Annotated in this window: 1 protein-coding gene (only partly in view); it reads right to left on the reverse strand. The window is 71.4% G+C overall.

The window, feature by feature from the left end:
* Nucleotides 1-24,030, reverse strand: the 3' portion of a protein-coding gene (locus tag ACSBPH_RS04735) for an HYR domain-containing protein (RefSeq protein ID WP_442576447.1). 11,292 nt of this gene lie beyond the right edge of the window; 24,030 of the gene's 35,322 nt are visible here — the last part of the coding sequence; its start codon lies beyond the right edge, outside the window; it ends in the stop codon at nt 1-3.

Here is a 24,030-nt window from a genome sequence, read left to right on the forward strand (position 1 = left end):
TCAGCGGGGGGCGGGACGGCGAGCGCGCAGCGGCGCGGGGACGACGGCCGGCGACGCCGGGCGCGGGGACGGCGCGCGAGGGTCGGCAGGAGCAGGCGGAGCGGCCGAGCCGAGGGCGGCGAGCTCCGCCGCGGCGATGAGCGCGAGCGTCGTGGGCTCGGTCGAGATCGCCGGGGTCCCCGCGGGCCCCTCCGAGACCACACCGGCCGCCGAGACCACGCCAGCAGCCGAGACCACGCCGGCCTCCGAGGCGAACGTGCCCGTCGAGAGCGTGCCGACGAGTCCGGCCGGAGTGGCGGTGGGTGCGTCGGTGATCGTGGCGGTCGCGCTCGTCGGCCCCGAGAGCGCGTATCCGCTGCCCGTGCCGAGCGAGAGGGTGACCGTTTCGGGCGCCTCCGACTTCGAGTCGCGCACCGGCGTCACGACGATCGTGGCCGAGGTGACGCCCGCGGCGAGGGTGATCGCGGTCTGCTTGTTGTTGAGCGTGCCGCCGGTGGCCGACACGGTGTAGTCCTTGCCCGCCCCGAAGGTGGCCGTTCCGAACCATGACAGCTGGATCGTGATGGCGGTGTCGGTGCGGCCGGTGCGCGTGATCACGAACACGATCGGGTCGAGCGGGTTCTCGGCGCCGTAGGGATCCGTCACGACGAGGCTCACGACGGGCGTCGTGGGCGGCGGCGGGGTCACCGTGTCGTCGTCGGCGATCGTGCCCGTCGCCGAGATCGCCGTGCCGCGGTTGTACGCCGTTCCGGCGAGGATCGAGAGCGTCACCGATTCGGACGACTCCGCGGCCGTGTCGTCGACGGGGCGCAGGGTGACGACGGCGGCCGAAGCACCCGAGGCGATCGTGAGCACGCCGCCGCTGTACGAACCTCCGGACACCGAGATCGTGTAATCCGACGCCGACGCCGTGCCGCCGAAGCTCATCTGGATCGCGAGGGCCGCCGCCGCCGAGCCGGTCCGCGACACCGTGAAGACGACGGGGTCGGATCCCTTCTCGGCGCCGGTCGCGTCGGTCGCCGTCACCGAGACGGTCGGGAGCGACGGCAGAACCGTGACGAGCTGGGTGCCCACGGTGGTGTTGCCGAAGGCGTCGGTGGCCGTCCAGGTGATCGTCGTGACGCCGACCGCGAAGAGGTTGCCGGCCGGCACTCCCGAACGAGTCACGGTCACCCCGGCGACATTGTCGGTCGCCGTCGCGGTGCCGATGCTTGCGTCGCTGATGTACACGGCGTCGGCGCCGTCGGTCGTCGTGCGAGTGATCGCGGGCGGCACCGTCAGCGTGGGCGGCACGGGGTCGGGGCTGAAAGTGAGGGGCACGCCGTACCGGACCGTGACATCGTCGAACGAGGTCGTCCCCGCCCACGCCAGCAGCCCGATCCCGCCGTCGGCGACGGCGCCGTTGTACGCGTACGAGCCGAGCGTCACGCCGTCGAGCGAGACGGTGACGGTCGCACCGAAGAGGGTCACGATCAGGCGATGGGCGATGCCCGCCGCGAGCGATGCGGTGAACGTCGCATCGACGACCGTCTTCCCGTGGATGCGGTGGCCCAGGACGACCGTGCCCTTGGCCTGGTCGAGCCGGACCATCTTGTGGTCGCCGGCCTCGTACCCGTCGATGAGGTACCCGCCCGACGCGCCGGCGGCGAGGGTGACGGTCGACTCGATCGTCGTCGTGAGACCACCCACGGCGCGAGCCGGGAGATCGAGGAGGTTCGTCGCGATGCCCGCGGCGGCGGTTCCGCTCAGTGCGCCGCCGAGGACCGACCAGGATGCAGCGTCCGACGGCACATAGCCGTTCGCGACGCCGTCGCCGAAGTCCTCCGTCGTCTCGAACGCCGTCTGCGGCGGCACGCTCTGCACGACGAAGCTGTCGAACACCCCGCGCGAGTTGTCGGAGCCGACGCCGACCAGTCCCGTGTTGAGACCCCGTGCCGATCCGTTCACCCAGCGCGCCGGGAACTGATAGGTGAGCTTGGCCTGCCCGTTGAGCGACACCGTCACGAAGATGCCGTTCACCGAGACGAGCAGGGAGTAGTACTGACCCGCGACGATGTTGCCCACGGCAGCCTGCACGTCGACGATCCACCCCGCGGCGGTGCGGTGGCCCATGACGATCTTGTTCGAGGACTGGTCGAGCCCGGCGAACTTGAAGTCCGTCGGCGAGTAGTAGTCGAAGATGAGGTAGGCGTTGGCCTTCCAGCCCGCGGTCGGCTTGGTCACCTTCACCGAGGCGCCGATCTCGTAGTACACCGGAAGCGTGTCGTCGACGACGAACACGGCCGCGGCGTCCGCGCCGAGCGAGGCGGCCGAGACCGAGAGCGCGCCGCCCGAGACCTCCCACACGCCGCTGTCGATCGCGACGGCGGCGAGCCTGCCGTCATCGAACGACGCGCTGCGCAGCACATCGCGCTTGCCGCCCGGGATGTTGCCGGCCTGCGGGTCGGCCGGGGCGCCGCTCTGGTCCTGCCATAGGCCGTGGTCCTGCTGGACGATGAGGCCGATCTCGCCGTACGGCTCGCCGTTGCGGACCGCATAGTCGGCGTTCCAGTCGAAGGCGCGCGTCGCGTCAGCGCCCTGTGCGGCCGAGAGCGCGTAGAGGAACTCGAACAGCGCCGGCGGCACCTGGCGGCTCACGGTGGCGATGCCGAACGGTGCGAAAGGCACGATGTAGCTGTTGAACTCGCCGGTCCAGTCGATGAGGCGGTCGCCGCCGGTGTTGCCGATGAGGATGTCGCGGCCGGCGCCGCCGAAGGCGCGATCCTCGTATGCGGGGTGGGTGTCGGGAGTGTCGTTCAGCCACGTGTCGCCCGTCAGCGTGCAGGTGCCGTTCGGCGTGGAGGCGAGGCATCCGGAATGCAGGTCGTCGTCGGCCTGCAGCAGGTCGTTGCCCCAGCCGCCCCAGAGCGTGTCGTGTCCGGTGCCGCCCACGATCCAGTCGTTGCCCAGATCGCCGAACAGCACATCTGCGCCGTCGCTCTTCGCGGGCCCGGTCGTCAGGCACGTGCCGTTGTTGGCGAACGAAATGCAGCCGATGCTCGTGACGCCCTCCGTCGTGGGGTTGTTGAGGAACCACGCGTACGGGTACTGGGCGATGTCGGTGCTGCCGGTGCAGGTGTGACCGCTCGGGGTGTACGACGTGCACGTCCAGACCGATCCCGTGGCATCGAAGAGGATCGCGCGGCGCGGCTCGTACTCGTCGTAGAGGTCGAACTCCCCGGCCCGGCGGGTGCGGTCGTAGTGCCACCCGTCGATGTCGTCCGGGTTGTAGCGCAGGATGTCACCGGGGTTGTTCGGGTGGCCGAAGTCGATCCGCACGAGTCCGCTGCGCACGGCGGTGCAGTCGATCGAAAGTCCGCCCGCGCACTGCTCGACATAGTTCGGGGCGTAGCCGGCGACGAGAGCCTCCGCTCCGGTCATGGCGTCGTCTCCGACCCCTCCGTGGATCGCGTCGTTGCCGAGACCGCCGAACAGGATGTCGTCGTAGCCGCCGGCCGGGCGGTACAGCGGATCGAGGTCGTTGGGGTCGGCGAAGAAGGGGGTGAGGTTGACCGTCTTGTTGAGGACGCCTGCGACGTTGATGATCTCTTCCTGCACGTGGCCGGGCGTGTAGATGTCTTCGTTCAGCACGTCGCCCTGCGTCGTGCGGGTGTCGGGATCGGTCGGGAAGAGGGCGAGGATGCCGTACAGCGGCTCGCTGTAGCAGGTCGTCCCGTCGGCGGTACAGGCCGCGCCTGCGGCCGTCCAGCCTGTCGAGGAGTTGCGGCTCGTCGAGATGCGACCGTCGTCGCCCAGGATGCCGTCATCGCCGGTGCCGCCGGAGATCCAGTCGTCGCCGTACCCGCCGATCAGGTCGTCGTCCTGTCCGTCGCCGTAGATGACGTCGTTGCCGGTCATGCCGTACACGGTGTCGTCGCCGGACTCGCCGTGGATCTCGTCACCGTGGCCGCGATCGGTCGCTGCGAGCGCCTGGCGGTAGCCGGGGCCGCCGAAGGTGTAGTCGAGCATCTCGACGGCACGGACGACGATCCGCAGTCCGCCCGCGTAGTCGTCGTAGGCGAAGGTCAGGTAGCGCCCGGAGTCGACGCCGTTCGTGCCGACCAGTCGCAGGATGCGGGCGTTGTCGCCGGCGATGACATCGGCGTCGCGGGCGTGACCGGTCGCCACGGTGATGATCGAGCCGTCGTTGCCGTAGGTCGCCTTGCCGGGGTCGTTGCGGGCGATCTCGGTGCCCGCACCGCCGAAGATCATGTCGGCGCCCGTCGGACGGCATGTCGCGTCGAGGCAGAAGGAGCCGACGGTGCGCCAGTCGACACCCGCGGTCAGGGTGATCGTGCCGCCCGCGCCGAGGGCGAGCGTCACCTGGAGCGGTTCGGCGATTCCGGCACCGTAGACGGTGAGCTTCACGAGTCCGGGAGTGAGCCCCGCCGCGGCACCCGCGAGCGTGAGCGTCTTGCCGTCGGCCGAGAGCCCGACGACCCGCCACTGGACGACCTTGCCCGACGCGTCGCGATAGAACGTGGTCGCACCCTGCAGACGGTACGAGAGGGTGATCCGCTGGTTGTCGCCGAGACCGTACAGGTCGGAGGAGTCGCCGACGATGTCGTCCTGACCGAGGTCGCCGAAGATCGTGTCGTTGCCGCCGTTGCCCTCGATGTAGTCATCGCCGTCGGTGGACGCCTCGACCGAGGGGTGCACCACGAGGGTGTCCACGACCGTCATGTCGCTCGGGTTGTCGCGCCAGGCACCGATGACGCCGGTCGCCCGCGTGAGCACCGACGGCCAGGCATCCGTCGCCGTGATCCTCACGCCGTTCACGAGCAGGATGCCGGCGGAGTCGACCGTGTAGCCGGTCATTCCCAGCACGAGTGCGTAGACGTAGCCGTCGCCCTGAATGACGTCGGCACCCAGTTCGCCGAAGATCTCATCGTCGCCCGCACCGCCGGCGATGTAGTCGTCGCCCCACAGGTCGGGCCGGGTCGCCTCGACGGAGTCGCTGTGGTCGAGCAGCGTGATCGTGTACTGCGATCCGCCGTCGGGGTCGCGCTGCATGGCGCCGGTGACCTGGGCGTGGCCGTCGGTGCCGGCCGGGATGCTGGTGCCGTAGATCGTGCTGCCGATGAGCGCCTGCATGCGCGGGTCGAGCGTGTCGGCCCGGCGGCAGCAGTCCGCGTTGTCGCCGGCGATGAGGTCGTTGCCGGCGCCGCCGTCGATGACGTCGTTCCCGTCGAGGGCGCCCGAGACGTTCGAGCCGCCGATGAGGATGTCGTCGCCGCTGCCGCCGAAGAGGTAGTCGTCGCCCTGCTCGCCCAGGACGATGTCGTTGCCGTCGCCCGCGTAGATCAGGTCATCCCCCGCGCCGTGCGCGGTCGTGGTGTTGGTGGCGCGGAAGTCGATCGTGCCGCCCTGCTCGATGCACAGGCCGTTGCGCGGATCGTCGGGGTCGTACGGCGAGCTGGTGCAGGACACGCGGCCCTGGTCGCCGAAGATCAGGTCGTCGCCGCCGAACCCGTAGATCACGTCGTTGCCGGCGCCGCCGAACAGGATGTCGCGGGTCTCGCTGCCGTAGATGGTGTCGCCGCCGCCGTCCTCGTTCTCGAAGCCGATGGTCTCGATCACGCAGATGACGAACTCGTGGACCGAGAAGACGGTGGCGTGCAGGTCGATCATCTCGGGGTTCGTGGACAGCCGCGCGTTGTCGCCGAACACCAGGTTGCTGCCCTGGCCCGCTGTGATGACGTCGTTGCCGGCACCGGCGATCACGATGTCGTTGGCGGCGCCGGTCTCGATGATGTCGTTGCCGCCCAGGTCGGTCCACGCCGGGAAGCTCGAGACGACCTCGATGTCGTGGGCGTCGTCCGCGATCGCGCCGCCGCGCAGGAGGTAGTCGACGAACCCGTAGTCGCCGAACACGATGTTGTTGCCGTCGGGCCGCGCAGCCGTCTGGCCGTTGTCGGCGATGATCCGGTCGCCCGCGCCGCCGCCGAAGATCATGTCGCGGCCGATGCCGGTGCGGATGGTGTCGGCACCGCCGAACTGGTCGGCCACCAGGACGCCGGCTGCCGGAACGTAGCCCTCGACGAGGTTCAGCACCCGCACCTGGTAGTCGTCGTGCGCATAGGTCGGCGGGAGCGTGCTCGGGATGGGCCGGTTGAAGACCGCCTCCGGATCCCGCGAGCCGGTCACACGTCCGTGGTCGCCGAAGACGATGTTCTGGCCGTCGCCGGCGTCGATCGTGTCGCCCTGCGCGCCACCGGCCACGATGTCGTCACCGAGGTCGGTCGTGATGGTGTCGACCCCGCCCTGCTTCTCGTCGATGCTCTCGACGAGCCAGAGGATTGTCACGCTCTGGGCGCCGTCGATGTACACCATGCGGCCGTTGTCGCCGAAGACGACATCCGATTCGCCGTTGCCGTCGAGGTGGTCGTCACCGTTGCCGCCGAACAGCCGGTCGCGGCCGCCGTCGCCGGTGATGTCGTCGTCTCCGCCGTCCTCCGCACGGGTGGTCACGATCTCGCGGACCCGCCCGGCGGTCTGGATCTTCTCGAGCTGCGTCGGGCGCTGGTAGCCGTAGGCGGGTGCCGCGCCCACGACGGCCTGCGCGACATCCTGGATCACATTCCCGTAGTCGCCGAAGACGATGTCGTCGTACGTGTTCGTGGTGGCCGCGATCGATCCGACCGCGTCGCCGTGGAGGACGTCGTTGCCCGCGTCGAGCCCGTCGCGGTCGGCGAAGACGCTCGCATTGCGCCACGGGATGGTGAGGGTGCGGGTGATGACGTCGACGTTGACGCCGTTGTCGCCGTAGATCTGGTCGCTGCCGCGGCCTCCGCGGATCAGGTCGTCGCCGGAGCCGCCGACGAGGAAGTCCGCCGCGTGGCTGCCGATGACGGTGTCGTCGCCCGCACCGCCATAGGCCGTGAAGCCGACCGTGGGCAGCTGCTGGTCGGTGAGCCCTGCGAACAGCGCGCTCGCGTCGATCACGTCGTTTCCGGCGAATGCGTAGGGATTGGCGACCGGGAAGATGAAGCGCGAGTCGCCGTTGCCGATCTCGTTCGGGAAGGGCTTGCTGCCGAAGGCGAGGAACGACTGCACGCGCGGGTCGCCCCCGTACCACTTGCCGTCCTGAGACGTGTCGCCGTACACGACCAGCGGCGAGTCCGGCCCTGCGCCGCCGGTGATGACGATCGTGTCGCCGCCGATCCGGGTCTGCCCGGTCTTGGGGTCGCGCGCCGCCACGGTGACGGCGCTGTACGACGTCGCCCCGAAGGTGCCGCCTGTGATCGTCAGGGTGGAGCCGTTCACTCCGCCGAAGCTCACGATGGTCCCGACGACGACGCCGCCGATCGTCAGCGTCTGTCCGACCGTGAAGCCGGCGCTCAGCCACGAGACGCCGTCCGTGCGGGTCAGGGTCGTCGCTGTCGCGGTGAACCCTCCCGTGACCTCGATACGCGAGTTGCCGCCGCCGTGGACCGTCGTGATGCCGCCGTGCACTGCGACACTGCCGAGCGTGCCGTCGGCGTTGTGGTCGGGACCGGGCACGAGCGTGCCGGTGATGTCGAGCCGGTCGTTGCCCTCGCCGAGCAGGATGTTCACGACCTCGATCGTCGAGTAGGCGCTGGTCTGACTGAACCGTCCGTCGGCGCCGAGGACGATCGCGCCGTAGCTGATGCCGGCGGGGAAGACGGCGGGCTCGCCGAACGGCATGACACCGCCCGCGCCCACCAGTGCGGTGAAGTCCAGCGGCGTCGCGTTCATGCCGAGCCCGGTGAGCGCGGTCGAGGACAGCACGCCCTGCAGATCCTCACGGCTGGAATCGGCGTAGATGTTGAGCACGTCGACCTGCTGCGCCTCCGGCGGCTGCGGCGCCACCTGGAACAGCGGTCCGTTCGTCTCCCCCGGCAGCATGACCGCGGGGCGCAGCGAGCGGTCGGCGGCGGTGGTGCCGCCCTCGATCGCGAGCGGGCCGCGGATGCCCGAGAGCAGGTGCGGGCGCTTCGCGAACGACCGCAGGTTCTCGGCGCCCGGCGGCAGCAGGTACCACGGGTCGGCGACGAGGTTCACGGTGATGGGCTGGTACCAGTTCGCCGTGGTGAAGGTGGCGACGGCTGCCCACTGCATGATCTGCAGCAGCGTGGATGCGAACGTGGTCGACGGCTGCGCCTTGGCCGTCAGCAGGATCTGGTCGAGCACACCGCCGGCGCTGCTGGAGATCAGCTGGATCTTGTAGCGCGTGAGGTCGCTGCCGATGGTGATGAGCTGACCCTCGAGGAACCCGTCGTCCAGCCAGCTGCGGCCGTCGGTGCGGCGCAGGGTGCCCGTCGACGCGTCGTACGACACGTTGCCGTCGTAGACGCCCCGGTTGACGTAGCGGCTGATGACCGCGTCGGTGTACGTGCCGGCCGCCGGCGCGGCGGTGAGCGTGAGCGTCTGGCCAGAGACCGCGGCGATCGTGAAGTCGTGAGCGGTGCCGCCGATCACGAGCCGGATGCGCTGGCCGGGCGCGAAGCCCTCGTCCGAGAAGTTGCCGAGCGCGGAGTCGCCGCCGCGGGTGATCGTGAGGCCCGAGACCACGAGCGTGCCGCGGAACTGCTGGTAGGCCTGCTGCCCGCCGATCGCCTGGTAGCCGACGCCGCCGCCGGCGACGACGTCGGTCTGGCCGTCGGTGACGATCGCGACCGTGACCGTGGCGGTGGGCTGCTGCGTCAGGCGGATGTCGTACGAGTCGCCCGGCCCGGGGCCTGCGGCCGTGTCGCCCGCCACGACCAGCGTGCGGCCCCCGGACTCGATGACGACCAGGCCGGGGGTGTCGTCGTCCACGACGAGGACGTCGACGGATGCCGCGACCGCCGCCGCGTAGAGACCCGAGATCACCGCGAAGCGAAGCGTGGTGGTGTGCGGGTCCTGCCGCACGAAGTCGTCGACGGCGTGGACGGTGACCAGGACGCCGGTCGCCCAGTCGCCGTCGGCGATCTTCACGCGGTAGACGCCCGCGACTCCCGGCTGGCGGGCGACGACGGTCTCGAACGATCCGGCCGGGCCCGAGAGCCACACCCGGTCGTCGCTCGCCGTGATAGTGACGGTGACCTCGCCGTGCGGGTCGTCGGCGAGACGCACCAGGACCTGGTCGGCCGTCTCGGTGGTGGTGGTGCCCTCGATCACGATCGTCTTCTCATCGGCGGCGCCGGCGGCATCCTGCGGCACGACCTGGATCGCGGGCAGGTCGTCGTCGTGGACCGTCACCTCGACGTTGCGCACGACCGCGTGATCGAACGCGGCGTCGTCACTGATGACGGAGTGGCTGACGACGATGACGCGGTCGCCCTCGGGCAGGTCGTCGTCCACGGCCATCACCGCGACGGTCTGCGCGTGCGCCTTGTCCCATGCGGTGGGAGTGAAGACGAGGAGGATCGCGTAGGCAGGGACGTGGATCCACTGCCCGTCGATCCACACGTCGCGTGCGAACGCCGTCTGCGCCACCGGCAGCGCCGAGGGGGCCAGCAGCACGGTGTCGCCGCCGGCGGCGGCCTCGTCCGACGAGCTGTGCGCGGCCGACACGGTGACGTAGACCTTGGCAGTGGGCGCAGCGGCGAGGTACACGAGGTACGAGTCCGCTCCCGCGGCGCCCTGCCCCTCGCGCACGTCGGTGAAACCGCCGGACTCCTCGATGACGACCTGACCCTGGTCGGGCCGGGCGACCGTGACGTCGACGCCGGGGACGGCGAGCCCGTCGTAGAGCACGTCGCCCGAAGACACGTCGTGGTTCACGCTGCCCGATGTGCCCTCGACATCCCGCGAGACGACGCTGCCCGTGACGTCGCCGGCGACGTTGACGACGTCGCTGCCCAGGCCGCCGATGATGCGGGTCGCCACGCCCGGTGCGGTGGACAGGACGTCGAAGATGTCGTCGCCTTCGAGCCCGTCGATCTCGAGGATCTCGATGTGCGCGTAGTCGACGGCCAGACCCGCGCCGTACACGGCCGCGGCGGTGACGACGATGTGGTCGGCGAACTCGGTGCCCAGCACGACCACCTTGTCGATGCCGGCGCCGCCGTCGATCGAGACCGGCGCGTTGATGTTGTACTGCACCTGGTTCTGCCCGGCGCCGGTGCGCACGTCGGTGGTCGCTGCGGTGGAGAAGAGGCTCGCACCGAGCAGCGGCATCGCGACGAGCGCGGCCTGATCGCGCCACACGATCTGGCACGTGAGGCTGTTGACGTCGGTGCAGTCGCCCGTGGTCTGAGCCAGGGCGAAGGCCCGGACGATGAACTGGTCGTTGCCGTCGTCGCCCTCCAGCCGCAGCGGCGCGTGGTTGGAGTAGACGACGAACACGTCGTCGCCCGCGGATCCCTGTGCCAGCAGCGACTGGCTCACCCCCGCGCTCAGCCAGCCTCGCGTCGTGGCGACGGTGCCGAAGATGTCGTGCGAGGCGACGGAGCCGCCGTTGGTGGTCCCCGGATTCGCGCCGGCCTCGGTGCCGTCGCGCTTGAGGCCGTAGATCTGCCCGATCTGGAACGTGTCGATGCCCGTGCCGCCGTCGAGGGTCGTGATGGCCGAGTTGTCGTCGACGGCGAAGAAGTCGTTGCCGCCGAGCCCGTACACGTTGAGGCGGCCGTTGATCGCGGTGTCGTAGCCGATTCGCTCGACCGCGAACGCGCCCGTGGAGACGATCGGCGTCGCCGCGGTGGTCGCCGGCGCGGCCTGCGCCAGCGTCGCGTGGAGCAGGGCGACGAACGCCGGGCGGTCGGCAGCCTCCCCGTCGATCCCGGTGACGCGGCGCAGCAGGAACAGGTCGTCGGTGACGTACGGCGTGCCGCTGGAGTCGTAGTCCTGCTGCGCGGAGTCCACGCCGTAGACCGACAGCTCGTCGACGCCGTCGCCGGGAGCACCGGTGTCGAGCACGTTCACGACGTAGTCCCGCGCGCTGCCGCGGCTGCCGCTGGTGTACACGCGATATGTGTCGGTCTGCGCCTGGCCGTCGAGCACCAGCGTGTGGCCGAGCGCGACGTTCATGGTCTGCAGGTACCAGACGGTGAAGTCGTCCTCGCCGTCCGCCGTCGGGTATCCCGTCGCCGGCAGGACGGCGGCACCGTGGATGCGCACATCGCTGCCGAGGTGGATGAAGCCGGGGTCGTCGATGCCGGTGCCACCCGCCAGACCCGACGGGTCGCCCAGCACGAACCGGTCGACGTCGGTGTCGCCCCAGATGTTCGCGACGGCGCTGTCGGTGAAGCTGCCGCTGCTGACGCTCGTCGGGTTGCCCGGCGCGCCGGCGACGATCTCGCCGAGCAGGGTCATCGTCGTGCCCCAGTGCGCGTCGCCGTTGGACCAGTCGCCATAGATGTCGATGCCCGTGCCGGCCAGGATCAGCGAGTTGGCCGTCGTCGACACGTCGTCGCCGACGCGGAGCAGGACGGATGCGGATGCCGCGACCCGGCCGCGCGGGATGCTCCGCTGCGCGCCCTCGACGAACCACACGGCGCCGTCGTGGAGGATCGCGAGGTCCTCATCGAGGGTGTCGTGGGCGGCGAGGGTCGCTCCCGTGACCGTGAGCGCGGTGACGTCGAGCGATGCCGACAGAGTGAGCGTCGTCGCGGTCACGGCGACGATCGAGTAGTCGCCGTCCCAGCGGGTCCCGGACAGGCGGACGGCGCTGCCGGCGACGAACCCGTCGGTGAGGAAGCTCCCGCCTGCGCGCGTGATGGTCGCGCCGTCGAGGAGGAGGACGCCGGTGTATGCACCGGGCAGGACGTGCCCGCCGGCAACCGCGTCGGGAACCGTCGTGGCGGTCTCGCGGACGGTGATCGCCACCGTGCCTCCGAACGCCTCGGCGAGCACGAGCCGGAGCGTGCCTCGCGTCTCGGTGACACGGATGGCGGCGTCGGCCTCCATGCCCACGTCGCCGGCCGCCTGATGCGCCGAGTCGATGTCGAGGTCGTGCGCCACGGTACCGAGTCCGCCGCCGTTCGCGTCCAGATCGATCGAGTTTCCGACGACGTCGGCCGCGGCATCCTCTCCCGCGTCGATGATCGAGCCGGCGCGCGTGGTGAGTGCGACATCTCCGTTGCGGGCCCAGATGGTGTCGATGCGCAGATCGTCGACGGATGCCGCGATCCCGTCGACCTCGGTGAGGTAGACGCCGAGGTGCGCGTCGACGAAGACCAGGCCGTTGTGCAGGACGCCGTCGAGGTTCGACGAGTCGATCTCGACGAAGTTGCCCGTCGCACCGACCGCGCCCTCGGGGGTGAAGACCGTGATGCTGCCACCCACGACGTCGGGGCCGGCGTCGCCGGTGGTCGCGGCGGCGTCGGCGCCGGGGGGCGCGTCGACCAGGGAGCCGTGGCGCACCGTCAGCAGCACGTCGCCGGCGCGCGAGCGGATCATGCCGGCGCGCAGGTCGCCGGCCGTCTCGGTGAGGGTGACATCGCCGTGGACGCTGACGTCGATGTGGCCGAGACCGAGGACGTCGGTGAACCCGACGACCGTCGTCACCGGCGGCACATGCCCCGCGGTGCCGCTCGGGGTCCAGTTCTGGTCGCCCTGCACGTCGGCGACGATGATGTCACCGGTCGCTGCCGCCGTGCCGGCGGTGATGCCCGGCGTGCCGGCCGTGGGGAATGCCGCGAGCGCGCGGTCGAGGACGAACATCCCGAGGCCCGTCTCGAGCTCGGTGGTGAGCGCGCGGGCGGCGAGGGTGGCGGTGCGCTCGAACGTCCAGGTCGCATCGACGGCCACGGCCTTCACCGCCGACGTGCACGCGGTGTCGGCGCTGCACAGGTACGCCGCCGGGTCGCGCAGGATCGCCGGGCTGCCGTTCGGGCGGAAGTGCCGCGTGTAGTCGCTGCGGTCGTGCGGCTCCTGGTCGACGCGCACCCGGATGCCCGCGATGCTCGAGGTGCCCAGCTGCCGCCACGCGTCATCGAGCACGAGATCGGCGGTGCGGCCGGTCGTCACCTGGTCGATGCCGACCGCGAGCGGGGTCGTGGGGATGGCGTCCGCGGTGAACGCGATGCGGTCGACGGCCTGCACGAAGAGGTAGACGTCCACGCCCGCGGTGACGAACATCCGCACCTCGCGCATGCCGTACGACGTGTCGCCGGGGAAGTCGCCGCGGTTCGGCGAGCGCACCAGGCGCACGTGCACCCGGCTCGTCCCCGACATCCCGATGCTGCCGTGCGTCGCCTCGAGGTCGGCGACCCAGGTCTCGACCCACGCGCTGTCGCTGCCGGAACGGATGTCGCCGTCCGTGTTGAGCATCCGGGTCCAGCCGGCCGGGTTGACGATCGAGCCGTCCAGCACGACGTCGGCGGTGGAGCGCACCGTGGTGCCGTCGTTCTGGATCTTCTGGATGTCGACGACCGCGCCGTCGGGCGTGAGGTTGTGCCACAGGTCGAACTGCATCGTGGTGACGCCGTCGGCCACGACGGTGCCCGACGTGCTGCGGCGGATGAACTCCACCAGCGGGATGGCGGTGCCCCGGTAGATCACATCGATGCCGGCGATGTGCAGCTCCTTGCCGGAGTGGTCGACGATCAGGACGCTCTCGAGGTTGTCGCGGAACGTGAAGACCGGCCAGCGGCTGCCCGCCGGGACCGTCGTCCAGTTGGTGTTCGACCTCGACACGAAGGCGACGTCGCCGTAGCCGTCGTTGGTCACCTGCACGCTGTACGAGTTCGTCGTGATCGGCGAGCCCTCGGACAGCTCGTTGCCGTTCGCGTCGCGCACCGTCATGTTGCGCAGCAGCTGGATCGTTCCGTGCTCGTCGACCACCAGCTCGGGGGCGCCGCTGCGTCCGCCGAGGATCGTGACGTCGGCGTACCACGTCGTCGCGCCGGTGTTCGTGTCCAGCCCGCCCGTGTAGTCGTTGTACGCCTCGACGTACAGGGCCAGCGCCGGCGACGTCTTGGCGATCCCCTGCAGCCGGCCGTCGACGAGCCCGGTCTGGGCAGCGCGCGTGTCATCGCGCGCGCCCGCCGTCACGACGGCGAGAGCGGCCGTGTCGACCGTCGAGACGAGGTCCGTATCGCCCGAGGTGTCGTCCACCGGGACCGGGATGAACGCGACCGCGATGGCTGTCGCGTCGCGGACGACCCGCACGCCGCTCTGGCGCGCCCGGATGTCGACGCCGCGGAGGCCCGTGATGCGGGTGTCCGCGCCGTTGATCGCCACCGCCGCCGTCGAATCGATGTCGACCTTCGCCGTGGCGAGGGCGACCGCGACGCCGAAGAAGATCGGGCTGTAGGCCTGGGCGAAGGCGTGAGCCTCGCCGACGAGCCGATCGACGAGCGCCCGCACGGCCACCGACGTGCCGGTCAGCAGCGCGCCGTTCCCGATCGTCACGCTCGTGGTGCCCGAGATGTACGCACCCTTGTCGCCGTACGAGTGGTCGGAGTCGGCGCCCGCACCCACCGCGATCGAGCGCGTCAGCGACGCGGTGATGACGGTGGTCGCCGACCGCGCCTGCACGATCAGCGCGTCGCTGGAGGTGAGGACGGCGCCCGCCTGCACCGTGACGGTGGTCGAGAAGGTCAGGCGTGCCGTGGACTCGGCGATCTTGCCGGCGATGCCGCCGCCGCCGTCGGACTTGGCGGTCGCGAACACCGAGTGGTCGGACGTGGCGGTCACGACCAGGTCGTCGCCCGCGGTCAGGTGCGTCTGCCCGCCGATCGTGACCGAGGTCACCACGGGGGTTGCGCCCTGACCCATCCGGGCCTCGGCGTGCGCCGTGCCCACCGACAGGCCGCCGCCGCCCGTGGTGTCGGCGTACGCCGACTGGTTCGAGCGACCGTCCGCCGTGATCGCGATCGTGCGCCCGGCGGTGACGGATGCCGCATCCACTCGCACGGTGACGCTCGAGGTTCCCGTGAGGACGGCCGAGGGGAACGTGAAGTCGCCCAGGCCGCCCGTGCCGCCCTGCGCGAGAGCCGTCGAGACGCCGTCGCCCGCGGTCGGGTACGCCTGCGCGAGCGGCTGCCCGCCGGGGGCCAGCAGGTGCAGCTCGGTTCCGGCGGCCGGCTCGGAGGTGAGGTCGATGCGCAGCTGACCGACGCCGGTGGCCGCCGAGCGCAGGTCGATGCCGAGGTGGCCGACATAGTGCGAGCTGAGGGCGCCGCGGGTGGTGACGGTGACTGTGACCGCCGTGCCGTCGTGCCGGTGACGCGTCACCGTCTCGGTGTTCGTGATCGCGATCGCCGTGCCGCCGCGCGTGAGGGCGAGGCCGAACGTGCTGCCGGTGGACGGGTCGCTGTCCACGACGTAGTAGGCCCGGCCGTCCTCGAGGCCGGTGAGCACCCGGGCGAGCGAGTGCAGGTCGGCGTCGGGGTTGTCACCGGCGCCCGTCGACGCGCGGCGGGTGATCGGGAGCCACTGCACAGCGATCGCGTCGATGTCGTCGGAGCCGCCGGGTGTTCCGTTGTCCGTTCCGGCGTACCCCTTGGCGTGGTCGTAACTGTCGGCGAGGCGGATCTGGTTCTGGTCGACCCGGATGACGTAATAGGTGGTGCCGTCGGTGAGGCTGAGGCCCGTGCCGTGGTAGATCACGGCGTCGCCGGTCTGGAACCCGTGGTTCTGCAGGTAGATGTTGTCGTTTCCGTCGACGTGCACGACGGTCGGGGTTCCGCCTCCGGACGGGCAGCTGACCTGCGGCATCGTCTGCGGGTCGTCGAGGCGGCCGCAGTAGTCGTAGCTGCCGATGTTGACGTCCACGTCGCCGGTCGAGAACTTCGACGAGGCACCGGTGCGGTAGGTGACGACGTCGCCGGGCGCGAAGGTCACTCCGCCGATGGTCAGATAGCTTCCCGACAGCGCGGTGAAGCCGTGGAGCAGGAGGCTCTCGGACGCCGTCGCCGCCGCGTAGCTGGTCGCGAGGCGGATGCGCAGCGGGTCGATCTGCGTCGGGTCGTTCACATCGCCCGTGAGGGAGGTGCCGAGCAGGACGCCGCGCACGTACAGCACCTGACCGGGGGTCACGCACTGGCTCGTGCAGCCGGCCGCCGTCTGCCACGGCTGAACGATGTCCAGCGCTCCGTTGGGGCGGTAGTACACCGCGTCGCCGGAGCGGAAGTTGTGCGGGGTGTCGAAGGTGATGATGTCGGATGCCGCGTCCACCGACGACAGCGCGAAGGCGCTCTGGAATGCGATCCGGCCGGGCGCGACGACCGCGACGTTGTACGGACGGCACTCGGTCGCCGTGCAGGCGTCGAGGCCGCCGATCTCGGCCCCGTTCGTCGAATAGGTGACGACGGCGCCGTCGCGCACGGGGAAGGCCACCGTGACGGTGTTGGTGGTGTCGACCGCACCCGATGGCGTGTCGGACGTGTCGACATCCGTGATCACGTCGCTCGGCGGCGTCTGGATCGGCGTGGTCGTGAGGGCGGCGGTCACCCTGACGGCGCCGTCGGCGCCGATCGTGGTCCCGGTTCCGATCGACACCGCCACGGTGGGCCGGACGCTCGCCGTGGCATGCGGCGTGCCGATGCTCACCACGCCACCGCCGTACGCCTCACCCGTGGCATCCACCTCGCCCCGGCCGATCGCTTCGACGCTGACGTCGCCGCCGCTGCCGCCCACTCCGGCGGTGGTGGTGATGACGGCGTCCTCACCGATGCCGCTGGTGACGGTCGGGGTGGCGGTCGCCGTCACCGAGGGCGCCGCGACGTTGACGCCGCCGCCGGTGCTGAAGATCATGCTCGACGAGGCGGCCGCGCCGGTGAGCTCGCCGTGCACGGTCAGCCCGCTGGCGCTCAGGTGCACGCCGCGGCCGACGAAGGCGTCGGCGCGACCGGTGACCGTCGTCGTGGCGTTCATGGCGCTCACCGAGATGGCGCCGCCGCCCGCCCGGTCGGCGGTGGCCGTGGCGGTCTGCCCGTTCATCGCCTTCACCACGACGTCGCCGGTGCTGGTGATCGTGGTGGGCGAGACCGGTGCCGGTGACCCCGCCGGGGGTCCGATGCGGGCGCTCACGGCGGAGTTGACCGTCTGCGTCGTCGACCCGGTCGACACCGTGATCGCCCCGCCGCCGGAGCTGTCCAGAGTGCCGAGCGCCGTGGAGACGGCGTCGGCCTGGACGGTGAGGCCGCCGACCGTGAGGGTCGCGCCGGCCTCCACGAGAGCGGTCGTCGGCAGCGCCGCCGCGGCCGTGCCGATGCCGGCGTCGGCGTAGACGCCGTCGACGGTGATCAAGCCGCCCGATGCGTTCGTCGCGGTCGCGGTCGCGGCCTGCGTCACGTTGGCGCGCACGACGGTCTGGTGGCCGGTCGTGATGGTCGCCGCACCGATGCGCGCGGTGGCGGACCCGACGATGGATGCCGTCGCGTGGAGGCTCGCGTCGGCGACGATGCCGCCGGCACCCCCGTCGACGACAGCGGTCGCAGAGCGACGCACCGCGACGGTGTCCTCGCCGATCCACACCCCGAGCGAATCCGCGTTCACGCTCGCGCCGTCGGCGATCTCGGCCAGGACGGCGTCTGCGACGGTCGCGGTGCCCGAGATCGTGGTGATCGCGACGCCGATCGTGCCGCTGCCACCGGCGAGCCGTGCACTGGCCAGGGGCGCCGTGGTCGCGCGCACGAGGACCGCACGGCCCGTGGCGGTGACCTTGCCGTTGCCGCCGATGCGCGCCGTCGTCGATCCGGCGACCGTGGTGGTGGCGTCGACCTTCGCGACGGCGACGCCGATCCCCGCGCCGATCGCGATCGCGAGCGTGCTGGCGTGCGAGATCTCGGAACTCGCGGCGGTCACGCGCACGTCGCCCCCCGCGCCGACGGTACTGTCCAGCTGCGCGAGCACGATCGAGCCGATCGTGTTCTGCGTGTACGAGGTGGCGCCCGCCGCGACGCCGAGGCCGCCGCTGATCGAGAAGGTGGGCAGGTTCGCGAGGATCGAGGCGGTGTCGCTCGCCTCCACCGTCACGCCCGCGGCGGAGGTGATGGTGCCGAGCGACGTGTACGCCTTCGTCGTGGTGGTCACGCTGTTCAGCGCGGCGGTGCCCGCGAAGCTGAGGCCGGCGAGGCCGCCTGCGACGCCCACGCCCATCGACAGTGCGCTGATGGTCGCGCGTGTGACGGTCAGCGTCGTACCAGTCAGGCGCACCAGGTAGCCCAGTCCGCTGCCGAGGTCGACCAGGTGCCAGATCGACCCGGCCTGCACCGTCGTGATCTTCAGGAGCGCGTTCGCCGACAGGGTCACACCGACCGCGGTGAATTGCGTCCGCAGCGCGCTGAGTCCCGCCGACGCGCCGGCGTCCAGCGCGGTTCCGAGCGTCGCGGACTGCCCGGTCGCCGTCAGCACCGCCGGCGACTGCGTGGTCGCGGTGACCGAGACCGCGCCGGAGGTCGTGGTCAGTCCGCTCGTCGTGTCGGCGATCCAGGACTGGGTGTCGTTCGCGATCGTGTTCGACGCGAGCGCCTCGACCACGGTGACCGCGACGCCCGTCGGCGCGAGGCTGAACGCGATGCCGACGGCGGCGACCACCGTCGAGATCGACGTGGTGCTGAGGGCCTCGACGGTCACCGATCCTGCCGTCAGCAGCGCCGCCACAGTTCCGGCGGCGGTCGCGGCGTCGATCCACGCGTGCACGCGGGTCGCGATGACGTTCGTGCTCGATGCGCCGGCCCCGGCTCCCGAGAAGGCGTACCCGATTCCGATGGCCGCCGCGAAGGATGCCGCGAGGACGCGCGCCACGATCGTCGACGTGTCGGTGGCACGGACGGTGAGCGCACCGCCCACGGTGCCGCTCGTGCCGGTGACCGACGCGAGCACCTCGTTGTGGTCGTCGCCGACGCCGGTGTAGTTGCGGGCGATCGCGGCGCCGATCGCGAGCGCGCCCGAGATGAGGCCGCCCGACACGCTTCCGGCGATGGCCGCGATCGTCGCCCGGATGCTTGCGGTGTTCTCGGCCCGCACCAGGACGGCCGCGTCGATCGTGAGGACGGTGTCGGCGATCGAGGCCCGCACGGTGCCGATGATGCGGTTCTCGGCGAGCGCACCCGCTCCCGCGATCGTCATGCTGGCCGCACCGACCCCCGCCGCCAGCGCCGCGCCGATCGTGACCGCCTCGATCGTCGCGGACTCGGTGGCCTTCACTTCGAGGCTCGTCCCGTGCAGGTCGACGCCGTCGACCGTCGCGGCGATCGTCGAGTCGATCACGTTCCCGGCGAGGGCGACGGCGATGGCGGCCGCTCCGGCGAACAGCCCCACCGCCACGGCGACGGCGATCGCGCCGACGTTCGCCACGATGCTCGAGGTGTCCTGGGCCCGCACGGTCACGACCGCGCCGGTCACCGTCGGGAGCGCCGCGAGCGGTGCGGCAGCCGTCGACCGGGTGATCGAGGCGAGCACGTCGACCGCGATGCGGTTCTCGCTGCTCGCTCCGGCTCCCGCCCCGCCGAGACCGATGACCCCGCCCGCGACGGCGGCCGATGCCGCGATCACGAGGCTGGTGATGGTCTGTGCGGCATTCGCCTCGACGGTGAGCGCACCACCCGCCGTGACGACCGCGCCCGAGAGGTAGGCCGAGACGCGAGAGGCGGTGCGCGTGATCACGGCGCGCCACAGATCCTCGTCGGTGAAGTCGGTCCAGACCTCGTCACCGTCGTCGTTCAGGTGCGTCCACGAGCTCAGCGGTGTCGCGCCGACGTACTGGTACACGCGACCGTCGAGCGATCCGCCGACCACCCGGACGGTGTCGCCGGCGATGACGGCGCCCGCCCCCGACAGCGTGTCGGTCGTGAGGTGGTCCACCGCCCCGCCGTCGCCGTCGGTGAAGCCGATGAGGTTGCGCGAGATCGCCACGCCCACCGAGATCGCGCCACCCGCCAGGCCGACGCCGATGGCGAGCGAGGCGCCCACGACAGTGGAGAGAATGCCGGCGTCGGACCGCGCGGTGACTCCGACGGCGCCGTCGGCGGTGACGGTGGTGTCGTCGATGTGGGCGATGGTGCGCGACGTGACGATGTTGGTGGCGAGAGCCCCGGCTCCGCTCACGGCCAGTCCGACGACGCCGCCCGAGAACGCGACGGAGGCGGCGACGGTGACGGCGTCGATCGTGGGACGCGCCAGGTCGTAGCCGGTGGCGGTCTTGGTGATGATCCAGGCGCGGCCGTCGGCGAGGTCGCGCAGCAGCCAGCGCGTGCCCTCCACGATGACGCTCACCGACAGCAGATCCGACAGGTTCAGGGTCGGCAGCGCCGTCTTGATCGCGCTGCGGGTCGGGACGTAGATGGTGCCGGCCGTGCTGCCGCTCGGGACGTCCGAGTGACCGTCGCCGTCGAGGTCGCCGTCGATGTGCGCGATCTGCTCCGCGGCGCTCGTGAGCGTCGTGCCGAGGTTCGCCGAGACGACCGGGACCGGCAGCCCGCCGCTCGTGGCCGCCGAGACGCTCAGGGAGACGGCATCCACGAGCCCCACGTCGGTGATGGCGGCGACCACGTCGTTCGCGACCTCGTTGCGCGCCAGCGCCACCGCGATCGAGATCGTCCCGGCGACGATTCCGGCGGCGAGTGCGACGGATGCCGCGGCCACGACCGCGCGGATGTGCGAGGCATCCGTCGCGCTGACCTGGATCGTGTGGCCGGTGAGGCCCGACCGGTCGCGATGTGCGGGATCGCCGGTCACGAGCGCGTGGACGAAGGACTGGATGCGGTTCTCGGCCGACGCCCCGGCACCGGTGAGCGCCGCGCCGACCGCCCCGCCCGCGATCGCGACGGAGATCGCGAGGATCAGCGCGTCGATCGAGCCCTCGCTCGTCGCGCTCACGAGGACGTCGCCGTCCGCCGTCACCGTCGAACGGTCGATGGTCGCCGAGACGACGACGGGCGCCGAGACCGCGTCGAGACCGTCCAGGCGGTAGCCGATGAAGTTGCGGGCGATCGTCAGGCCGATCGAGGCGCTGACGCCGACGACCCCGCCCGAAGCGGCGGCGGATGCCGCGGCCACCGTCGCGGCGATCGACGACGAGTCGTTCGCGGTGACCTGCACGTGCCCGTCGGGGCCGTTCGTCACCGCCGTCGTGGTGACGGTGCTGTCCTGGATCGTGGCGACCGTGTGGGTGAGGATCACGTTGGTCGCGACCGCGCCCGCCCCGCTCACGGCGATGCCGGCCAGCCCGCCGCCGACCGCGAGGGATGCGGCGACGGCGAGCGAGTCGATCGAGGAAGAACTGGTCGCGCCGACGGTCAGGCTGCCGGTGGTGAGGGCGTCGGAGGTGCCTGTCACGCTGCGGAGGGCAGCGGTGACGGCGTTGTCGATGGTGTTCATCGCGATCGAGACGCCGATCGAGAGCGCGTACCCGGCGATGCCGAACCCGGCGGCGAGCGCGGCGCCCAGGGTGAGGGCGCGGATGCGCGAGTCGTCGGTCGCGGTCACCGAGACGGTGGCGGCGTGCAGGCCGCGCAGCGTGTGCCCGGTGGGCGCCACGCCGTCGATCGTGGCGGCCACGTCGGCGACGATCGTGTTGATCGAGACGGCCCCGGCGCCGGCGACCGCGACGCCGACCGACGACCCGCCGGCGACGGCGGCCGCCGCCGCGATGACCAGTGCGGTGATCTGCTGGCTCGACGTCGCCCGCACGGTGAGGGCGCCGGTGGCGTCGGTCGAGGTGTTTCGCAGTGCGGCGACGATCGCCAGCGGTGCGCGCGTCGCGCCCGTGTAGCCGCCGATGCGGTTCTCGGCGATGCCGATGCCGATCGCGACGCCGATGCCGATCTCGCCGCCGACCGCGAACGACGCGGCGATCGAGACGATCGTCGCCGTGACGCGGGCGGTCGATTCGGCGGTGACCTCGATCGCACCGGCGGAGTGCACCGAGCTGTTCGAGATGGTCGCGGCGGTGGACCCGGTGACGTCGTTGCGCGCGTACACCCCGGCGCCGGCGATGGCCACGGCACCGGTTCCGGCCAGCGCGACGGCGAGGGATGCCGCCACGGCGACCGCGTCGATCGTCGGGCGGGAGATCACGTACCGCGTGCCGGCAGAGTCGGTGACCTTGCGGATCAGATAGACGTCGTTGCCGCTCGTGAGCTGCCAGGCCTGTCCGCTCTGGACGATGCTCACCGTGGCGGGGACGTACTCCCACGACCCGGTCGTGAAGCTGCGCGAGGGGTCGCCGAGCCACAGCAGGCTGTCGGCGCCGGTCCAGCGATACGCGAGGCCGTACGTGGCCGAGCCCGGACGCAGGTCGCGCACGGTCTCGCCCTCCTTGACGAGCACCCAGTTGCCGGTGCTCCAGCCCGGGCCGCTGAAGTCGATGGTCGACAGGTCGACGCCGGTGAGGTCGGAGGCGCCCGTGTAGACGTAGACGGTGCCCACCGTGCCGCCGGCCTCGTGCTCGCCGGTCACGAGCACCGTGTCGCCACGCGTGATCGTTTCGACCTCGCCGTCGAGGGAGCGCATGACCGTGCGCACCGGGTCGGCGGTGCTGTGCGCGGCAGCGGTGAGCGTGTGGCCGCTCGCCGCGAACTGCTGCTCGATCGCCGCGATCGCCGCGGCGTCGGCTGCGGCATCCACCTCTTCCTCGTCGGTACCGACGGTGGCCTCGTCGTCGGCCTGCCCGGTCGCGGCGTCGTCGAGGCTCGTGCCGCTGACGCCGGTGAGGACGAACAGGTCGGAGCCGAGCGTCTTGGCGCCGACGATCACACCGCCCGACGTCGTCGTGACGGCCGCGGAGTCGACGCTCGCGGTGGTGTCGGCGTCGATGGAGTTGAAGGCGATCGAGAGCCCGATCGAGACCGCGATGCCGGCCGTGCCGCCCAGCCCCGCGGCGATGGAGGCGGCGGCGGCGATCGCCCGGATCGAGGACGTGTCCTCGGCGGTCACCGTGAGCGACGTGCCCCGGATCGTCTTCGGCGCGGTCGGGGTGAGGCCGTCGATGGCGGCCCGGGTCGCGGCGGCGATGCGGTTCTCGGTGTAGACGCCGGCTCCGCTCAGGCCGATGGCCGCGTCTCCGCCGCCGGCGATCGCGACCGCGCCGGCGATGACGAGCGCGTCGATGCGCTGCGACGAGGCCGCGGTGACGGCGATCGCGCCCGCTGAGAAGACGGCGGCGCCGCTGATCACGGCCTCGGTCGACGCGGTGTGCGGCGTCAGATCGACCTGCCTCCACAGCGAGCGGTCGGAGTAGTCCAGGCGCGACAGCTCGACGCCGTCCGGCACGACGACCCAGAAGTCGGTGTCGTCGTAGTCCTGGCCGCTGAGGTCGACCGGGCAGCTCGCGTCGGCGGCGCAGGTGATGTCGGCGCCGACGTAGCGGTACACGCGGCGGTCGCTTTCGCGCAGCACGCGGGTTCCCGCGAACATGCCGTGCGCGGCGGTGTCGTCCGAGCGGTAGTCGTAGTAGCTGCCGCCGACCGGCACCCGCTGCCAGAGTGCGGTGTCGCTGTAGTCCTCGTCACCGAGGTCGACGGCGGTGCGGGTGGCCCCGACGTAGCGGAAGAGGGCGTCGTCGCCCAGGCGCCGGATGACGGTGCCGCTGGTGAGCGAGGCGACGGTGGCGTCGGTGTCGTAGCTGTAGACCAGGCCCGAGGAGAGCGTGGGGCCGGTGTACTCGTAGATGTCGCCGGTGCGTGGGCCCGAGCCGATGACGACGGCGTCTCCGGTGTTCAGGACGGGCGGGCGATCGTCGGTGGTGTAGACGCGGCCCCACAGCTCGGGGTGGGCCGCGATGGCGGAGGCGGATATGTCGATGCCGGAGGAGCTCGCGATCGGGGGCCCACGGTAGCGGTACAGCACCGTGTTGGAGCCGTTGACGACCCGCACGTAGTCGCCGGTGTTCAGCTGCGTCGGAAGCTCGGTGGAGGCGTAGTCGGCGACTGCATCGGCGTGGTCGTAGCCGATGAAGTTGCGGGCCACCGCGATGCCGAGTGCGAGACCGACCGACGATCCGCCGCCGAACGCTATCGAGCCGGCCACACCGACGACCGTCGCGGTGATCGAGCCTGTCGCCTCGGCGTGCACGGTGGCGGCCGAGACGGGGTTCGCGGCAGTGCCCAGCATCCCGCCGACGACAGCCGCGCGAGTGGAGGACAGCACGACGTT

The organism is Microbacterium sp. F51-2R, from assembly GCF_052180235.1.
In the GTDB taxonomy this organism is placed as follows: Bacteria; Actinomycetota; Actinomycetes; order Actinomycetales; family Microbacteriaceae; genus Microbacterium.